The organism is Agrobacterium sp. (assembly GCF_059499945.1).
This window is the reverse complement of the sequence record NZ_JCABZP010000022.1, coordinates 229,154-245,764: the sequence shown is the minus strand read 5'-3', so window position 1 is coordinate 245,764 and position 16,611 is coordinate 229,154. Positions and strand designations below refer to the sequence as shown.

17 protein-coding genes are annotated in these 16,611 nt (G+C 60.2%); 6 read left to right on the top strand and 11 right to left on the bottom strand.

Annotated elements, in window-relative coordinates; translation table 11 throughout:
• Positions 1-51: 51 nt before the first annotated feature.
• The 4 genes from AC5I5B_RS25635 (at position 52) to AC5I5B_RS25620 (ending at position 4,568) form a co-directional block, all read left to right on the top strand.
• A complete protein-coding gene (locus AC5I5B_RS25635; RefSeq protein ID WP_020813626.1) occupies positions 52-342 on the top strand; it encodes a XapX domain-containing protein in 291 nt (96 codons plus the stop codon).
• Entirely contained in the window at positions 342-2,324 is a 1,983-nt protein-coding gene (locus tag AC5I5B_RS25630) for an amidohydrolase (RefSeq protein ID WP_035213268.1), read from the top strand. The genes AC5I5B_RS25635 and AC5I5B_RS25630 overlap by 1 nt, the downstream gene beginning before the upstream one ends.
• A gap of 208 nt (positions 2,325-2,532) precedes the next feature.
• Entirely contained in the window at positions 2,533-2,973 is a 441-nt protein-coding gene (locus AC5I5B_RS25625) for a DoxX family protein (protein WP_020813628.1), read from the top strand.
• Complete coding sequence (locus AC5I5B_RS25620; protein WP_003508354.1) at positions 2,970-4,568, top strand: MFS transporter; 1,599 nt, start codon at positions 2,970-2,972, stop codon at positions 4,566-4,568. The genes AC5I5B_RS25625 and AC5I5B_RS25620 overlap by 4 nt, the downstream gene beginning before the upstream one ends.
• Positions 4,569-4,623: 55 nt before the next feature.
• On the opposite strand, the gene AC5I5B_RS25615 is transcribed toward AC5I5B_RS25620, so the two are convergent.
• The gene (locus AC5I5B_RS25615; protein WP_080867453.1) at positions 4,624-5,406 is read right to left on the bottom strand and encodes a pyrroline-5-carboxylate reductase; all 783 of its coding nucleotides are present in this window, start codon (positions 5,404-5,406) and stop codon (positions 4,624-4,626) included.
• Between the two features lie 121 nt (positions 5,407-5,527).
• Positions 5,528-6,382, bottom strand: coding sequence for a LysR family transcriptional regulator (locus AC5I5B_RS25610; RefSeq protein ID WP_003522061.1), 855 nt, complete (start codon positions 6,380-6,382; stop codon positions 5,528-5,530).
• A 130-nt stretch (positions 6,383-6,512) separates the two neighbouring features.
• On the opposite strand from AC5I5B_RS25610, the gene AC5I5B_RS25605 reads away from it, so the two are divergent.
• Positions 6,513-8,030 (top strand): MFS transporter, encoded by a 1,518-nt coding sequence (locus AC5I5B_RS25605; RefSeq protein ID WP_111834817.1) that lies wholly within the window; start codon positions 6,513-6,515, stop codon positions 8,028-8,030.
• Between the two features lie 30 nt (positions 8,031-8,060).
• Here AC5I5B_RS25605 and AC5I5B_RS25600 read toward each other — a convergent pair whose 3' ends face one another.
• The 3 genes from AC5I5B_RS25600 to AC5I5B_RS25590 all read right to left on the bottom strand — a co-directional run bounded on the left by AC5I5B_RS25600 (position 8,061) and on the right by AC5I5B_RS25590 (position 11,018).
• Positions 8,061-9,014, bottom strand: a complete 954-nt coding sequence (locus AC5I5B_RS25600) for a DUF535 family protein (RefSeq protein ID WP_111793770.1) — start codon at positions 9,012-9,014, stop codon at positions 8,061-8,063.
• Between the two features lie 151 nt (positions 9,015-9,165).
• On the bottom strand, positions 9,166-10,323 hold the full coding sequence (locus AC5I5B_RS25595) for an ATP-binding protein (protein WP_107677799.1): 1,158 nt from the start codon (positions 10,321-10,323) through the stop codon (positions 9,166-9,168).
• Positions 10,320-11,018 carry a response regulator gene (locus AC5I5B_RS25590; RefSeq protein WP_003508360.1) on the bottom strand — a complete coding sequence of 233 codons (699 nt, stop codon included), beginning with the start codon at positions 11,016-11,018 and terminating at the stop codon, positions 10,320-10,322. The genes AC5I5B_RS25595 and AC5I5B_RS25590 overlap by 4 nt, the downstream gene beginning before the upstream one ends.
• A gap of 174 nt (positions 11,019-11,192) precedes the next feature.
• On the opposite strand from AC5I5B_RS25590, the gene AC5I5B_RS25585 reads away from it, so the two are divergent.
• Positions 11,193-12,029 carry a phosphatase PAP2 family protein gene (locus AC5I5B_RS25585; protein WP_111834818.1) on the top strand — a complete coding sequence of 279 codons (837 nt, stop codon included), beginning with the start codon at positions 11,193-11,195 and terminating at the stop codon, positions 12,027-12,029.
• Between the two features lie 87 nt (positions 12,030-12,116).
• Here AC5I5B_RS25585 and AC5I5B_RS25580 read toward each other — a convergent pair whose 3' ends face one another.
• From AC5I5B_RS25580 to AC5I5B_RS25555, 6 genes are all read right to left on the bottom strand, one after another.
• Positions 12,117-12,401 (bottom strand): copper-binding protein, encoded by a 285-nt coding sequence (locus AC5I5B_RS25580; protein ID WP_080867454.1) that lies wholly within the window; start codon positions 12,399-12,401, stop codon positions 12,117-12,119.
• 23 nt (positions 12,402-12,424) lie between these two features.
• Positions 12,425-12,901: a cupredoxin domain-containing protein gene (locus tag AC5I5B_RS25575; RefSeq protein ID WP_111834819.1), complete on the bottom strand. Its 477-nt coding sequence runs from the start codon at positions 12,899-12,901 to the stop codon at positions 12,425-12,427.
• A gap of 43 nt (positions 12,902-12,944) precedes the next feature.
• Entirely contained in the window at positions 12,945-14,294 is a 1,350-nt protein-coding gene (locus AC5I5B_RS25570) for a multicopper oxidase family protein (protein ID WP_080864632.1), read from the bottom strand.
• Positions 14,295-14,308: 14 nt separating this feature from the next.
• Positions 14,309-15,787, bottom strand: coding sequence for a TolC family protein (locus AC5I5B_RS25565; protein WP_111834820.1), 1,479 nt, complete (start codon positions 15,785-15,787; stop codon positions 14,309-14,311).
• Positions 15,784-16,014, bottom strand: a complete 231-nt coding sequence (locus AC5I5B_RS25560) for a hypothetical protein (protein ID WP_003508366.1) — start codon at positions 16,012-16,014, stop codon at positions 15,784-15,786. Before AC5I5B_RS25560 ends, AC5I5B_RS25565 begins: the two co-directional genes overlap by 4 nt.
• An 87-nt stretch (positions 16,015-16,101) precedes the next feature.
• On the bottom strand, positions 16,102-16,485 hold the full coding sequence (locus AC5I5B_RS25555; protein WP_162690422.1) for a hypothetical protein: 384 nt from the start codon (positions 16,483-16,485) through the stop codon (positions 16,102-16,104).
• Between the last annotated feature and the right edge of the window lie 126 nt (positions 16,486-16,611).

The window sequence follows — 16,611 nt, the reverse complement described above, 5'->3', positions numbered from 1 at the left end:
GCAGGATCGTCATCCAGTCCGGTGCGGCTTTTACCCATCGAGGAGGTTTCGATGAAAGTCTATCTTCTGTCCCTTGGCGCCGGTCTGCTGGTCGGCATAGTTTACAGCCTGCTTAATGTGCGTTCTCCCGCACCGCCCGTCATTGCTCTCGTCGGTCTGCTCGGCATATTGGTTGGAGAGCAGATCATCCCCCTCGCGAAGACGATCGTCGGCAAGGAGCCGGCCGTGGTTTCGTGGATCAACCAGATCAAGCCGCATATGTTCGGCCATATGCCGAAGGGTGGCGCTGAAACAACTGGCCTTGCCGAGGTCAAACAGCCTATCAACCGGGAGAGAAGCTGATGCCGACACGACGCACCTTTCTTGGCGCGGCTTCGAGCCTTGCCTTTCCGAATCTGTTTTCACCGGCTAAGGCCGCTGATCTCATCAAGACCGGAGGTTCTTCCATGCACCCAGATACGATCCTTCACAACGGCCGCGTCACGACGCTCGACCGCGGCAATCCGAATGCAACGGCAGTGGCCATCAAGGATGGCCTGTTTCTGGAAGTGGGAAGCGATGCCGAGGTTATGGCCCTTGCCGGGCCGGATACGAAGATCATCGACCTGAAGGGCAAGCGGGTTCTGCCCGGCCTGATCGACAACCACACCCACGTCGTGCGCGGCGGCCTGAACTTCAACATGGAACTGCGCTGGGATGGCGTGCGCTCGCTTGCCGATGCCATGGACATGCTGAAGCGTCAGGTGGCTATTACCCCGGCCCCGCAATGGGTGCGGGTCGTGGGCGGTTTCACCGAGCATCAATTCGTTGAAAAGCGCCTGCCGACCATCGAGGAAATCAATGCGGTGGCGCCGGATACGCCGGTCTTCCTGCTGCATCTCTACGACCGGGCGCTGCTGAACGGCGCAGCACTTCGCGCCGTTGGTTACACCAAGGATACGCCGAACCCGCCCGGCGGCGAGATCACCCGCGATGCGAATGGCAATCCGACCGGTCTGCTGCTCGCCAAGCCGAATGCCGGCGTCCTCTATTCGACGCTCGCCAAGGGGCCGAAGCTGCCTCTCGACTACCAGGTCAATTCCACGCGCCACTTCATGCGCGAGCTGAACAGGCTGGGTGTGACCGGCGTGATCGACGCGGGCGGCGGCTTCCAGAACTACCCTGATGATTACGAAGTGATCCAGAAGCTGTCGGATGAGAACCAGATGACGGTTCGGCTGGCCTACAACCTCTTCACCCAGAAGCCGAAGCAGGAGAAGGAGGACTTCCTCAACTGGACGTCATCGGTCAAATACAAGCAGGGTAACGACTACTTCCGGCACAATGGTGCAGGCGAAATGCTGGTCTTTTCCGCTGCCGATTTCGAGGATTTCCGCCAGCCACGGCCGGACATGCCGCCGGAAATGGAAGGCGAGCTTGAAGACGTTGTCCGGATTCTGGCGGAAAACCGCTGGCCCTGGCGTCTGCACGCCACCTATGACGAGACCATTTCGCGGGCGCTGGATGTCTTCGAAAAGGTCAACCGGGATATCCCGCTCGAAGGGTTGAACTGGTTTTTCGATCATGCCGAAACCATCTCCGACCGCTCGATCGACCGCATCGCCGCGCTTGGCGGCGGCATCGCAACCCAGCACCGCATGGCCTATCAGGGCGAATATTTCGTCGAACGGTATGGCCAGGGCGTGGCGGAGGCCACACCGCCGATTGCGCGGATGCTGGAAAAGGGCGTGAACGTTTCGGCCGGTACGGATGCAACACGCGTCGCCTCCTATAATCCGTGGGTGTCGCTGTTCTGGATGGTGACGGGCAAGACGGTGGGCGGCATGCAGCTTTATCCGCGCGCCAACTGCCTCGACCGCGAGACGGCGCTGCGCATGTGGACCGAAAAAGTCACCTGGTTCTCCAACGAGGAAGGCAAGAAGGGCCGCATCGAAAAAGGCCAGTTCGCCGATCTAGTGGTGCCGGACAAGGATTATTTCTCCTGCGCGGAGGATGAAATCTCCTTCCTTACATCCGAACTGACCATGGTCGGCGGCAAGATCGTCTATGGCGCCGGCGACTTCAGGACGCTTGATGAAAGCAATATTCCGCCGGCGATGCCCGACTGGTCGCCTGTGCGAACCTTCGGTGGTTATGCCGCCTGGGGTGAGCCGCAGGGTGCCGGAAAGAACTCGCTCAGACGGGCGGCGATCTCGTCTTGCGGCTGTGCCAGTGATTGCGGTGTGCATGGTCACGACCATGCCGGCGCCTGGACGTCAAAACTGCCGATTGCCGATTTGAAGGGCTTTTTCGGCGCTCTCGGCTGCTCCTGCTGGGCGGTCTGAGGCTGATTGGCAAGAGAAATCCAACGGGCAGTGGATTGCCGCTGCCCGTTGTCTGCGAAAGATCCGGCGATAAAAAGAATATTACAAAATTCGCAATTATATAGAAACTATTGATGCAATTGTTGGCGGTAATCCTTTGCGCCAATATCGCTCCATCACATGAACGCAGCGCCGCTCGAACCGACCGGCCAGATCGCAGGAGCAAAAAATGACCGAGCCATCTTCAACCCTTCGCCTTCGCGGCTTCCTCGCAAATGTCGTTGCCGCCCCCGCCACGAAAACCCTTGCGCTTCTGGCGCTTTGCTCGGCCTATATTCAGGGGCCGCTGACCAAGATCTTCGACTTCCCCGGCGCGATCGCCGAGATGAACCATTTTGGCCTTCAGCCGGCGGCCGCATTCGCCGTCGTCGTCATCCTGTTCGAACTCACCGCCTCCGCATTGGTGGTGTCGGGCTTCCTGCGTTGGGCCGGTGCTCTGGCACTTGCGGGCTTCACGCTTCTGGCCACCTTCATCGCTCTTCGCTTCTGGGAAATGGCGCCCGGCATGGACCGCATGATGGCCACCAACGCCTTCTTCGAGCATCTTGGCCTTGCCGGCGCCTTCATCATCGTCGCCGCAATCGATCTCACGAAAGGAACAGGCAAATGAGTGCCGCAAAATCCTCGGCGAGCAGCTTTGCTCCTCTTGCGCAACCGGTTTTCGCCGTCCTCTGGGCCGCGACGGTGCTCGGCAATACCGGCAGTTTCATGCGCGATGTCGCCAGTTCATGGCTGATGACCGATCTTTCGGCCTCGCCGGCGGCCGTCGCCATGGTTCAGGCGGCAGGGACGCTGCCGATCTTTCTTCTGGCAATTCCGGCCGGCGTGCTGACCGATATTCTCGACCGCCGCAAATTCCTGATCGCCGTGCAGCTGTTGCTGGCCTCCGTCAGCGTCACCCTTATGGTTCTGGCCCAAACCGGCCTGTTGTCCGTCAGCGCGCTGATCGGTCTCACCTTCCTCGGCGGTATCGGCGCCGCGCTGATGGGCCCGACCTGGCAGGCCATCGTGCCGGAGCTGGTGAAACGTGAGGATATCAAGAGCGCCGTGGCGCTGAACTCGCTCGGCATCAACATCGCCCGTTCCATCGGCCCGGCCGCCGGCGGCATCCTGCTCGCGGCCTTCGGGGCGGCCTTTACCTATGGCGCTGATGTCGCCAGCTATTTCGTGGTTATCGCCGCCCTTCTGTGGTGGCCACGGGCAAAGAACGCCAATGATGCACTGGCGGAAGGTTTCTTCGGCGCATTCCGGGCGGGCCTTCGTTATACCCGCGCCAGCAAGCCGCTGCATGTCGTCCTGCTGCGGGCAGCGATCTTCTTTGCATTCGCCAGTGCTGTCTGGGCGCTGCTGCCTCTGGTCGCCCGGCAACTGCTCGGTGGAGATGCGAGCTTCTACGGTATCCTGCTCGGCGCCGTTGGCGCCGGCGCCATCTGCGGCGCGCTGGTCATGCCGAAGCTGCGCGAACGTTTCGATGCCGATGCCCTGCTGCTGGGTGCGGCTCTCACGACTGCGCTCGTCATGGCTGGACTGTCCTTCGCACCGCCAAAGTGGCTTGCCATCATCATCCTGCTGTTCCTCGGTGGCGCATGGATCACGGCGCTGACGACGCTGAATGGCGCAGCCCAGGCAGTTCTGCCGAACTGGGTGCGTGGCCGTGGCCTTGCCGTTTATCTCACCGTCTTCAATGGCGCGATGACGGCCGGCAGCCTTGGCTGGGGTGCTGTTGGTGAAGCCACAGGCGTGCCGGGTGCGTTGCTGATCGGCGCTGCGGGATTGCTGGTTGCGGGCCTCGTCATGCACCGTCTGAAACTGCCTGCGGGCGATGCGGATATGGTGCCGTCCAACCATTGGCCCGAACCGCTCGTTGCCGAGCCGGTGGCTCATGATCGTGGCCCGGTTCTGATCCTGATCGAATATAATGTCGAAAAGCATCACCGTTCCGATTTCCTGCATGCGCTGGACGAACTCTCCCAGGAACGTCGCCGCGATGGCGCCTATGGCTGGGGCGTGACGGAAGACTCCGCCGATCCGCAGAAGATTGTCGAATGGTTCATGGTGGAATCCTGGGCTGAACATCTGCGCCAGCACAAGCGGGTTTCCCATGCCGACGCGGATTTGCAGGGCAAGGTGCTGGCTTACCATTCCGGACTGGAAAAGCCTGTCGTGCGGCACTTCCTAACAATCAACCGTCCGGGGAAGGCATAAGACAAAAAAGGGGCCGAAAGGCCCCTTTTTTGTTGTTGCCGTTGCACCTGTCCGGCTATTGCGTAATCCGCTCCAGCACGCGGCTCAATGCGTCTTTCAGCGCCCCTGAGCCGCCCTTGCCGTCGAAGTCCAGCAGCACCTGCTCGTTGAGGCCGCCTTTTGTCGCGAACTCACGGCTGATCTCGTTGAAATCCGCCTTGCTTCCAGCAAGCATCGCCACCTCGGAGAGGCCGGCGAAGAGGGGGGCAAGATAAGCGCGCGCCTTTTCTTCCGGCAGACCGTTCTCGGCCAGCCATTCGGTCGTGGTCTGCATGATGCCGAAATAGGTGGCCATCAGAGCGCTGGCCGCGGCCAGAAGGTCGTATTCCGCCTTGGTCTCGCATTCCACCGCATTGCCGAGCACGTTGAAGATTGCGGCAGTATCCGTATCAGCGGGATAGATGGCGGTGACGCCCTTGCGCCGGGCGACGAAGGGTAGCGGGATTGCCTGGGTGAGACGCACATCCGCGCCGATCCAGTCCAGGAGCGACTCGCGGCTGGTTGCCGCCACGACGCTGATGACCTTCTGCCCGTCGCGGAACCGGAGAGGCCGGATGACCTCTTCGGCGATCTGCGGACGGATCGCGAGCATGACGGTATCGCAGCCATCGACGATCGCCTGATTGTCGCCGGAGATGATCACCTGCGGAAAATCGACTGCAAGCCTGGCCGAGATATCCGCGCTGCGCTGGGACACCATGACATGCGGCAAGGCGGTAGGCCTGGCGAGCAGGCCGCGCACCATCGCATCCGTGATGGCACCCGTTCCGATAAAGCCGATTTTCTGGGGAAGGGACATGAGGGGACTCCACTGCAGCGATTGGACCGAGAGAGACATCGGCCGGGTCATTTTCGCCCGATGCTAGATTTTCCGCCGGTAGTTGTCGACAAGCGGACGGTGTCAATCTGTGTGATCATGGTCACGATCCCGGCCGATGCTCGCGAAAGGCGGCGGCGAGCGTGCGTAACGCCTCCCGGGATCTGCTGTCCGTCAGGGTCGAGAACATGATGATTTCGGTAGAGGGCAGGGGCGGCAGGCCAAAACGCTGGCTGACCTCCACCGTGCCGGGTGGTGCAAGACGGGAGGAGAAGGCGGAAACCGCAAGCCCGGCCGAGACGGCTGCCGTCACCATCGACGATGTGCCGCCAAGAAACACCTCCGTCCACGCAATCGCCGCCGCATCCAGGGCGCGGGTGGCTATGTCACGCACACCACAGGCGGGTGAGAGCGCCGCCAGCCGCAGCGGTTCACCCTGACGGTGTTCGAATTGCGGGGTTGCATACCAGCCGAAATGTTCCGGTCCCAGCACCTCGCCGTCGCGCCGGTCGTCCTCGCGGCGGATGATTGCCGCATCGATCTCTCCGCGGTCGAAGGCATCTAGCAGGGATCGGGAATGATCCATCCGCACTTCAATCGTAAGCCCGGGGTCGTGGTCGTTGAGACGTGCAAGAAGGGTCGGAACCTCCGGTCCCGCCACATGGGCGGCAATACCAAGGCCGAAACGGCGGCGCGGCGAGGAAAGCCCTGCAAGAGCCCGATCATGCGCGGCGAGAAACTCGCGGGCGGGCGCCAGAAATACCGCACCCTGTGCGGATAGCCGCACGGAGCGGGGTGTGCGTTCGAGCAGCCGCTGGCCGAGCCTGTCCTCCAGCCGTTTGAGCTTGACGCTGATGGCGCCCTGGGTGGTGCCGAGCGCTTCGGCAGCGCGGGTGAAGCTCTGCATATCAGCGATGGTGACGAAGGCCTCGACGGCCTCAACATCCAGCGTGCTCATGTCGATTATTCCGATTTGTTGTCTCTGAAATAGCCAATCATCCAATTCAGTTATGGTCAAGCTTTGTCTAGCCTGCCTCCTCCACAGATCGGTTTTCGCCATTGCGCGCCGACCCACGAAAGGCTGAAGAATGACCCTTGCCGTTACCGCACCAGCGGGCAGCAGAAGCGCCATGGCGCTCGCTGCCGTCTGTCTCTCCGCCCTGATGTTCGGACTGGAAATTTCCAGCGTTCCGGCGATCCTGCCAACACTCGAACAGGTGCTGCACGCGGATTTCCGGCAGCTTCAGTGGATCATGAATGCCTATACGATCGGCGTGACGATGGTGCTGATGGCGACGGGCGCGCTGGCCGATCGCTTCGGCCGCAAACGTGTCTTCATCGCCAGCATCGCCGCTTTCTCACTGTCTTCCCTCGCCTGCGGAATGACGGAAAACGTCTCGGTGCTGATCGGCGCGCGTTTCCTGCAGGGACTGAGCGGCGGGGCGATGCTGGTGTGCCAGATCGCCATCCTGTCGCATCAGTTCCGCACGGCCCGTGAACGCGGCATGGCGTTCGGCTGGTGGGGCATCGTCTCGGGCGTGGGGCTGGGTTTCGGCCCGATCATCGGCGGCGCCATCGTCGCGCTGTGGAGCTGGGAATGGGTGTTCCTCGTTCACGTCGCGCTTGGCGTGGGAACATGGCTGCTCGCCGCCGGTGGTGTGGGAGAATCGCGAGATCCGGAAGCGGCGCGTCTTGATCTTGCCGGCATGGTCACTCTCTCGGTCGCCGTTTTTAGCCTTGCCTTTTTCATCACCCAGGGACCCGAGCTCGGTTTTGTGAGCCCGGCGGCGCTTCTGATCCTTGGCATTTCTGTCGCGAGCTTCATCGCCTTCGTGTTCGCTGAAAAGCTCAACACGCGACCGATGTTCGACTTCTCCGTCTTCCGCATCCGGCCATTTTCGGGGGCGATCATCGGTTCGGCGGCGATGAACATCAGCTTCTGGCCGTTCATGATCTATCTGCCGATCTGGTTTCAGGCAGGCCTCGGTTATGACAGCGTCACCGCCGGCCTCGGCCTGCTTGCCTATACGCTGCCGGCGCTGGTGGTGCCGCCTTTGGCGGAGCGCCTGTCGTTGCGCTACCAGCCGCGCCTTGTCATTCCGGCCGGGCTGTTCACCATCGGCCTCGGTTTCATGTTGATGAAATTGGGAAGCGGCATCGAAAATGCGAGCTGGCTCACCATGCTGCCCGGCTGCATCCTTGCCGGTATCGGGCTCGGACTGACCAATACGCCTGTTACCAACACCACCACAGGGGCGGTTTCCCCCGCCCGTTCCGGCATGGCTTCGGGTATCGACATGAGCGCGCGCATGATCTCGCTCGCCATCAACATCCCGATCATGGGCTTTATTCTGGTCGAGGGCGTCCGGGCTTCGCTTCTGGCAAACCTGCCATCAGGTGCTGACATCAATGCGTTGCAGTCGCTTGCGGAAAAGATCGCGGCGGGCACCGCCGGCGCGGCGCAGGGTGTTTCGGAAGAGCTCGTCCATCAGGCGCTTGCGGACGGTTTTGGTCTGGTCATGCTTTATGCCGGCACCAGCGTCTGGTTCCTTGCCGCCATCAGTTTCATGATCTTCGGTCCGGCGCGAAAACCTGCCCATGGTTAGCGCGAAGTCCTAGGCAACCTGGGACGAGCCTCAGGCGCTTTCGTTTACTCCGGCCTCGGCGAGACGTTTGCCGAGGCTGAAAAAAGAGGACTTCATTTGGCTGCGTTTATCTCCACCCTCAAGGCTGGAGAAGGGCACCTTGAAACCGAATATTTCATCCGGCTCGCCAGAGCGTTCCCGCCAGAATGCATCGATGTCCGAAACCATCATTTTTTGCCGTCGGGCGCGCCGGTAGCGGATGGGGTGTCTGGAGTGGGCGACAGCGAAATAGTCATGTGCACCCTCACCAGCGAGACCTTGCAGAACCATCAATGCAGCCTCCTTGGGACGAAGTCCCGAGAGATCGCGCGTCATCGACACCATTTGTTCCTTCGCGGCGCGTGGGCCCTGCATGCCGCCAACGACAATCGTGTGGTTCTGTGTCTCGCGCCCTTCAACGAAAGTGAACGTTGCCGTCCACAGAACGGTGTTGTCATGGCTATCCATGAGTCTGATGGAAAACGCACCCTCGTGTCGACCGCCGCAACAATCCGCCAAGGCCAGGACGCATCGATATTCATCGTTCCGGCCGCAAACCGTGCCCATATCAATGGTTTTTCCCGCCCACAGCCCGGCCATCACGCTCCTGGAAAAATGCCGGTCCGCAATTGCGAAATTATCCATGAGAAAAGCCAGCCGTCTCTTCTGGGAAACTTTATTGATGAGGAGTTTCGACAGAGGTTTCTGGAGAAGGTCGTCATGCGGGAGCGGTAGTTTTCGCTCTGTTGAAAAATCCGCCAGAAACCGCCACCACCGAAAGGTGACCAATGGATTGATCGCAAAACGCAGCCAGAAAAGAACCGCCCGCTTCCAGTAGGCGCGCCGGGTAAAGGTCATAATTCTCCAGAACAACAAAAAACGGGGTGTTTCCGAAACTGTCTCGGCCACATCATCCGTGACCGGGAGTTTCTCTGCCAGAACGGCAGCATCTTGAATGCGCGACATAAATGGGCTTCCGGCAGAACATTGCGTTCAGCCGGGGCATGCGCCGGAATTGTCAAGATTCTGTCGAGAAACGGCCTGTCCCATGTGAAGACCGGTTCGTCGCCTCAGCGCAAAAACAAGCAACCGCAAAGAGACGGTTGGCCGGGAGATTTTAGGAGGCTTCCCCGAATACAATCGTCACGATAGTTCCGCCATCCGGCCGCGCCTTTATCTGCAGATCGCTGTCATGCGCCCGTGCGATTGCGCGGGCAATCGACAGGCCGAGACCTGTGCCACCGGTTTTGCGCGCGCGCGACGGTTCCGTCCGCCAGAAGAGTTCGATGCCGTGCGCCTCGACGCCAGCGGGAAAGCCCGGCCCTTTATCCTCGATCGCGACAAAGGCGCGCCCGTCCTGAAGCCCGGTCGAACAACGCAGAAACCCGCCGCTCGCCGCGTAGCGGCGCACATTATCCATCAGAATCAGCAGAAGCTGCCGAAGGCGTTGTCGATCGCCGCAAACGGGAGCGGGCTCCAGCGACATATCGAGATCAATGCCGACCTCATCCATCAGTGGCCGGGCCGCTTCAGCCACCGCCGCGCATTCGGCGGCAAGATCAAGCGGTTCGGTGTCTTTGACGAGACTGTTGGTTTCCGCCAGCGAAAGCGTGCGCAAATCGTCAACAAGACGCGCCAGTCCCTCAACATGGACGATGAGGTGGCGAATGGCTTGCTTGTCGAGGGGAAAGACATCATCCGCGATGCCGTGCAAACGGCCCCGCAGGATCGTGAGTGGGGTGCGCAGCTCGTGGGCCACCGCCATCGTGTTGAACTTCAGCCGGCGTTCCATCATCTGAAGTTCCCGCGTCAGAGTCTCGAAACTGTCAACCAGAAATGCGACTTCGGCGATGGGGCTCGCCTTGATCTTTGCGCCGCCGCTGAAGTTGCCGGTCGCCATGCGCCGCGCGGCATCAGCAAGTTCGCCGAGAGGTGCGGCAATGCGCCGAGATATGAAATAACCAAGCAAGCTGCACAGGAAGACACCGAGCAATCCGAAGACGAACACCGATTTGATAAGCTCGTTATCTGCCTGATCCTCCAGGCCCGGCAAAACCTCGACAAGGGCTTGAAGTTGGCGTTGATCCGGCATCATGCCCAGGTCGATATCCGAGAAGGCCTTGGCGGCATCGGGCGACAGCTGGGCGATGATGCGCTCCTCAATGTTGTCCGCATACCAGGAAACGCCGAAATAGACCAAAGCAACGGCAAAGATGAGCATCGTGGTGATGGTGATCGCCGTCATCGTGCGCAGGCGGAGTCGCCAGGGCTTCATGGTTTTTGCTCCCCGGCCAGCCGATAACCGACGCTGCGCACCGAGACCAGATAACCGCAGGCGCCATGATCCGTCAGTTTCTTGCGCAGATTGGCGATATGTGTGTCGATGGTGCGCGCCAGCGCATCGCTTTCCGGCAGGCAGGCGTCGAGAATATCGGCGCGCTGAAAGGCGTGGGTGGGACGGCGCGTCATATGGGCGAGGATCCGGAACTCGCTCAGCGTCAGGGGCAGAACGGCCCGCTCTCCACCATGGCAGACGGCCGCAACATAAGCTTCGGTGTCCACTTCGATGGCCCCGAAGCGCAAAACCCCGCCGGAGCCTGGCTGTCGCGTGCGTTTCAGCACGGCATTCACCCGGGCGATCAACTCATGCGGGTTGAAAGGTTTGACGATGTAATCGTCAGCGCCGAGGCGAAGGCCGGTCAGCTTGTCCATATCCTCCGCAAGAGAGGTGACCATGATGACGGGCGTTTCCCGTTCCCGCCGGATGCGGTTCAACACCTCGATGCCATCGAATTTCGGCAGGCGGATGTCGAGGAGAACCAGATCCGGCCTCAACATGGAGAAATGGGTCAGCGCCGTTTCTCCATCGCCGGCTCTGACGGTTCTGTATCCTTCGCGAATGAGATAGGCGTCCAGAATCTGAATGATATCAGGGTCGTCTTCGACGATCAGAATAAGCCCTTTGTCCATGCTGAACCCGCAAATTTATTTATATATAGGCTGTGGTGGTGGCGGGACGCTAAGCGGATGCGAAACGTCGGGCAAGAGCCTCTATCCTCTAATAAAGCCAATGCGCACCGCTTTCCTTGCAGTCTTGTGTCTTTCTCCGCAATGCCTTGACATTTCTGCGGAAGAGAACTGGTCATGCACCAGTCTCTCGCCAGTAAAACCCACCAAAAGAAGCGGAATTGGACCCGGCGGTCGAAATTTCGCGCAAACGCCGTCTTTGTCGTCCGTCAGGCATTTGTGAGTGCTTCCGGCAGCCCCTCTCTGCAGGCTCTGCTGGTCGCCTTTGCGATGATGATCGTCTTTACGATCAGGCCGGATATCGATCTTGAAGTGAGCCGGCAATTCTGGGCGGACGGTTTCACCCTCGGTGAGGACGAGTTCCTGATTGCCGTCCGTGATCTGAACCGCATGCTTCCGGCGGTCTTGTTATCAGGACTTGCGGGCATGCTTTTCGCCATGCCATTTTCGCGCGGCCTGCTACGGCTTTTGCCGCCACATAAGCTACTGTTTATTATGGTCTTTTTTGCTCTTGGGCCAGGAGCCACGGTGCATGCCCTGAAAAACCTGTTCGGCAGGGCAAGGCCGCGGCATCTCGCAGAGTTCGGGGGAGAGCTGTTTTTTACGCCGGTTCTTTCCCTCAATGGCAGCTGCGCCCGAAACTGCTCTTTTCCTTCCGGTGAAAGTGCTTCCGCAGTCGCCCTCCTGGCCTTCATCATCCTCCTGCCAGAGAAATTTCGCCTGATAGGCACCGCAATACTGGCGCCGTTTATCGTGATTGTCTCCCTGAACAGGGTGGCGATGGGGGCTCACTTCCTCTCCGATGTCCTGATTGCATGGCCCTTGATGCTCGTGGTGTTCCTTCTGCTCCAACGGCCGTTCATGAACAATCGGCAGGCGATAGACGCGGCCTTCTCGCCCAAGGTCGGCGGGTCGCGGCCCGCCGCAGGACCAAGGCCATTTGCCGAACACTAGAGTTCGCAGGACGTCCTGACACCAATACAGAAAGGGCAGCGGAAAACCGCTGCCCTTTCTGTTTCTTTTGGACCGGCTGCTGAGGCCTTATTTCACCTGTGCGACGACAAGCTTGCCTTCGGCGCGTTCTGCAATGAACTCGATATTGGCGCCTTCCTTGAGCCTGGCGAGGATCGCATCGTCCTTGACGCGGAACACCATCGTCATGGCCGGCATGTCGAGGTTCTTCAGTTCTTCATGGATGATGGTGACCTTTTTGGCCGCGGCATCAACCTTCTTGACCGTTCCCTTGGTGAACTCCTCTGCGAATGCACTGAGGGGAGCGGTGAGCAGGAGTGCTGCTGCGACGGTGATTTTAACGATGGTCTTCATGGTCATATTCCTTTGTTGCTGGATTATTTTGCAGAAACTTTGAGATCGCCGCGCATGCCGGCCTCGTAATGTCCGGGTTTCAGGCAGGCGAATTCGAACATGCCGTCATTGGTGAATTTCCAGACGATTTCGCCGCTCTCGCCCGGCGCGAGGCTGATCGCGTTCGGATTGTCGTGTTCCATCTCCGGCGCCTTCTCCATGGCAGCCTTGTGCTCCAGATTGGCCTTCTGTTCATCGAGAATGAATTCATGGTCCAGTTCGCCGACATTCTTCACGACAAAGCGAACTGTCTTACCCTTCTTGAATTCGAACTTGGCGGGCGCGAACAGCATCTTGCCGTCGGACGTTTCCTTCATCGTCACCTGAATGGTCTGGGTCACCTTGGCCTTGTCGCCGGGTTCGCCGATCGCCATCGCTGCATGGCCGCCGCCGTGGGTGCCCGATGCCAGGGCAGGCGTGGCGAGAGCGGTGAGAAGCAGTGCAAGTTTCAATTTGGTCATTCTGTATGTTCCTTGATTTTGATGGGGTCGTTGGTCTGCGCAATCAGCCGTGTTTCATCGGTTGCGGCGTGATCTGCGTTTTGGGGTCGGTGTTTTTCTGCGTATCCGGCAACTCGCCGGTCCATTCCCAGGCCTGGGTTCCGGGCGGGTTTTCGTACCAGCCGGGATCGGCGTAATCGCCCGCGGAGATGCCTTCGCGAACCTTCACCACGGAGAACATGCCGCCCATCTCGATGGGGCCGTGCGGACCCCATCCCGTCATCATCGGTACGGTATTCTCAGGGATCTCCATTTCCATCGCGCCCATATCGGCCATGCCGGCGGTGCCCATCGGCATATATTCCGGCCGGACCTTGCGGATCTTTTCGGTGACGGTCTTCTTGTCGACACCGATGAAGGTCGGGACATCATGTCCCATCGCGTTCATCGTATGGTGCGACTTGTGGCAATGGATCGCCCAGTCACCGACATATTTGGCGTCGAATTCATAGGCGCGCATCGCCCCGACGGGGATGTCGATGCTGACCTCCGGCCAGCGCGCTTCGGGCCGCACCCAGCCGCCATCCGTGCAGGTCACTTCGAAATCGTAACCGTGCATGTGGATCGGGTGGTTGGTCATGGTCAGGTTGCCGACGCGCACGCGCACCCGGTCGTCCTTGGAAACCACCAGTGGATCGATGCCCGGAAACACCCGGCTGTTCCATGACCACAGATTGAAGTCGGTCATGGTCATGATCTTCGGCACATAGGAGCCGGGATCGATGTCGAAGGCATTGATGAGGAACACGAAGTCGCGGTCCACGGGCATGAATGCCGGGTCCTTCGGGTGGATCACGAAAAAGCCCATCATGCCCATCGCCATCTGCACCATCTCGTCCGAATGCGGGTGGTACATGAAGGTGCCCGACTTCACGAGATCGAACTCGTAGACGAAGGTCTTCCCAACGGGGATATGCGGCTGCGACAGGCCGCCCACACCATCCATGCCTGACGGCAGGATCATGCCGTGCCAGTGGATCGTTGTATGTTCCGGCAGCTTGTTGGTGACGAAAATACGCACCCGATCGCCTTCGACGGCCTCGATGGTCGGGCCGGGCGACTGGCCGTTATAACCCCACAGCCGGGCGGTCATGCCCTCCGCCATCTCGCGCTCCACCGGCTCGGCGACAAGGTGGAATTCCTTGACGCCATTGTTCATCCGGAAGGGCAGGGTCCAGCCGTTGAGGGTAACGACCGGGTTGTAATCGGGGCCTGTGGTGGGCTTGACCGGAGCCTGGGTCGCGGCCGTTTCCATCACGGCTGCTTCCGGCAGGCTGCTATTCGATGTTTTCGCCCAGGCCGCCGTGGAGACCATAGCGGCGCCGACACCCAGAAAGTTTCTTCTATTGAACATGGTAATTTCCTTTCTCAATGTCCGCCACCGCCGCCGCCAGCGGTGGCAACCTCGGTCTCCGCACCTGCCGCAGCACCTGTACCTCCGCCGTAGATGGCGGGAGCGAGGCCGGCGTCCGCGAGCCAGAAATCGCGTTTCGCATTGATGGCCAGCAGGCTTGAATTGACCTTTTCCCGGCTGTCGGCGAGCAGTTCGAAGGTGTTGGTGATCATGCCGTTATAGGTCAGCAGCGACTGCTCCTCGATCTTGGTGCGCAGCGGCACCACGCTGTTGCGATAGTGCCGGGCGATGTCATAATTCGAGCGATAGGCCTGATAGGCCGAGCGGGCTTCCGAGCGAACATTGACCGCCTTTTCCGCGAGCAGGTTTGCCGCGCGCATATAGGCAAGTTCGGATTCCCGCATGCGCGCCTGACCGGAATCGAAGATCGGAATGACGAATTCCAGCTCGGCATTGCCGGTCGTCTGTTTGTGTTTTTCGCCGTCTTCCAGCTCGCGTTCGGTCTCGAAACCCGAGCGGATTTCGAGATCGGTCACGTATCGGGTGGCCTCGGTGAGCTTGAACGATCGTGCGGTGGCCTCCAGATCGAGCCTGGCCATCTGCAGGTCCACACGGCGCTGCAGCGCCTCGGCCTCGATCATATCCCGTTTGTTAAGCGCCTTCGGAAGCGGGGGCAGGCGGTTGGGAATGGTGTATTCGATATCCGCTCCCCACAGTCCCATCAGCCGCGTCAGTTCCTCCTTGGCAAGACGGGCCTCAAGCCGCGCCTTGGCGATCTGGCCGGTCAGTTCGGCATAAAAGACCTGCTCGCGGGCCTGACCTTCCTTGTTGAGCGAACCGGCTTCTCCAAGCTTGACGGCAAGTTCCGAGGCGGCATCCGCCGCGGTCTGTGCCTGCGCCAGCTGGCCGACATTTTCCCATGCTGCCACTGCGGTGATCCAGGCGCGGCGGGTATCCGACGCCAGTTGCAGCGTCTTCAGCGCGGCCGCGAGCTGCGCCTTGCGGAAACCGGTATCGGCGATCTCGACATTTTCCTTGAGGGTAGCGAGCGCCAGAATATTGGTGACGACGACACCTTCGATCGCCTTGTAGGCCCTGAGCCCCGGGGTGCCGATCCCCGTCAGCCCGATGCCGACCCGCGGATTGACCAGCATGGTCGATTGCCATGCGGTGGCGGCGGATTCGCCGAGATCGGCATAGGCCGCCTGAAGGCCCTTGTTGTTCAGGAGCGCAACCTGCACCGCCGTCTCGACATCAAGGGTCTTGCTGGTTGTCATCAGCGATTTGACGCGGGCCTGCGTCGCCTGCGCCTCGGCCCGGTTCTGCACCCAGACCGCCTGCTTGCCTGTTGCTTCGGATGTTCGGGCCGAAACATTGGTGAAACCGGCGTCGCGCGACGCATATTGGGCGGCTGTGACGCAGCCGCCGAGAAGAAACGGCAGGCAAAGGGTGGCCGCGAGTTTAGCGCCGAGCTTGAATGTGCGTGATGTCATGATGCATCTCCTTTCGGAGCCTGTGCATCGTTCTGGTTACGCCAGGGCTTCGGGTCCACCGGCGCGCGGTGCGTGTAACCCGCAACCGGGGTTTGATAGCGGATGGGCCCCGCGCCAAGCGTCGGGTTTGCCGCATCGTCATAGGAGGCGGCGTCGTTCATCAGGGATGTGGCTGTGCAGCCGCCCAGAAGCAGGGGCGCTGCAACCACAATATAAATCGGGTTCATGGATATTTTCCGAACAGGAGATGCAACGGCGCGACGGCGCTAAAGCCGCTCACGCACGGTCATTGCCCAAAGGCGGGCTTTGCCTGTTCAGATATTCGGGGGGCGGTGAAGCAGCGGGGTCTGGCCGAGCGCCTTGCTGTCGTCAAGGAAGGAACGGATGCTGTTGACGACGGGTCTGCCAGTGGTGTCGTGGCTGATCAGGACCGCCATGCCGAGACAGAAATCGCCGCAGCATTGGGGCTTTGCGGTTTTTTGGGCGCCGCTATCATGCTCGGCGACCATATCTTTGTGATCATGACTGTCGGACATCATGGCTGAACCGCCATGGTCCATCATCGCGCCGTGATCCATCATGGCGGACTGATCGTGCTGCATTCCACCGGCTTCGGCAGGATGCATTGCGGCATTGACAGTGGAAACGCTATAGCCCGCCAGTGACAGGATCATCACCAGTCTGAACAACAGGGCCATCAATTTCGATGCTCGCAACATCTCACGCATGCTGGATAGAAAAGCTGCAGTCCTGTGATTTGTCAATGGATATCCCTCATAACCATCAACGAAAGCCTTTATGTCGCGCTTGATGCGGAGCCAAAC

Excerpts from the sequence above, each read along its gene's own strand:
- AC5I5B_RS25635 (WP_020813626.1), top strand. The coding sequence starts at position 52 with ATGAAAGTCTATCTTCTGTCCCTTGGCGCCGGTCTGCTGGTCGGCATA.
- AC5I5B_RS25630 (WP_035213268.1), top strand. The coding sequence starts at position 342 with ATGCCGACACGACGCACCTTTCTTGGCGCGGCTTCGAGCCTTGCCTTT.
- AC5I5B_RS25625 (WP_020813628.1), top strand. The coding sequence starts at position 2,533 with ATGACCGAGCCATCTTCAACCCTTCGCCTTCGCGGCTTCCTCGCAAAT.
- AC5I5B_RS25620 (WP_003508354.1), top strand. The coding sequence starts at position 2,970 with ATGAGTGCCGCAAAATCCTCGGCGAGCAGCTTTGCTCCTCTTGCGCAA.
- AC5I5B_RS25615 (WP_080867453.1), bottom strand. The coding sequence starts at position 5,406 with ATGTCCCTTCCCCAGAAAATCGGCTTTATCGGAACGGGTGCCATCACG.
- AC5I5B_RS25610 (WP_003522061.1), bottom strand. The coding sequence starts at position 6,382 with ATGAGCACGCTGGATGTTGAGGCCGTCGAGGCCTTCGTCACCATCGCT.
- AC5I5B_RS25605 (WP_111834817.1), top strand. The coding sequence starts at position 6,513 with ATGACCCTTGCCGTTACCGCACCAGCGGGCAGCAGAAGCGCCATGGCG.
- AC5I5B_RS25600 (WP_111793770.1), bottom strand. The coding sequence starts at position 9,014 with ATGTCGCGCATTCAAGATGCTGCCGTTCTGGCAGAGAAACTCCCGGTC.
- AC5I5B_RS25595 (WP_107677799.1), bottom strand. The coding sequence starts at position 10,323 with ATGAAGCCCTGGCGACTCCGCCTGCGCACGATGACGGCGATCACCATC.
- AC5I5B_RS25590 (WP_003508360.1), bottom strand. The coding sequence starts at position 11,018 with ATGGACAAAGGGCTTATTCTGATCGTCGAAGACGACCCTGATATCATT.
- AC5I5B_RS25585 (WP_111834818.1), top strand. The coding sequence starts at position 11,193 with ATGCACCAGTCTCTCGCCAGTAAAACCCACCAAAAGAAGCGGAATTGG.
- AC5I5B_RS25580 (WP_080867454.1), bottom strand. The coding sequence starts at position 12,401 with ATGAAGACCATCGTTAAAATCACCGTCGCAGCAGCACTCCTGCTCACC.
- AC5I5B_RS25575 (WP_111834819.1), bottom strand. The coding sequence starts at position 12,901 with ATGACCAAATTGAAACTTGCACTGCTTCTCACCGCTCTCGCCACGCCT.
- AC5I5B_RS25570 (WP_080864632.1), bottom strand. The coding sequence starts at position 14,294 with ATGTTCAATAGAAGAAACTTTCTGGGTGTCGGCGCCGCTATGGTCTCC.
- AC5I5B_RS25565 (WP_111834820.1), bottom strand. The coding sequence starts at position 15,787 with ATGACATCACGCACATTCAAGCTCGGCGCTAAACTCGCGGCCACCCTT.
- AC5I5B_RS25560 (WP_003508366.1), bottom strand. The coding sequence starts at position 16,014 with ATGAACCCGATTTATATTGTGGTTGCAGCGCCCCTGCTTCTGGGCGGC.
- AC5I5B_RS25555 (WP_162690422.1), bottom strand. The coding sequence starts at position 16,485 with ATGGCCCTGTTGTTCAGACTGGTGATGATCCTGTCACTGGCGGGCTAT.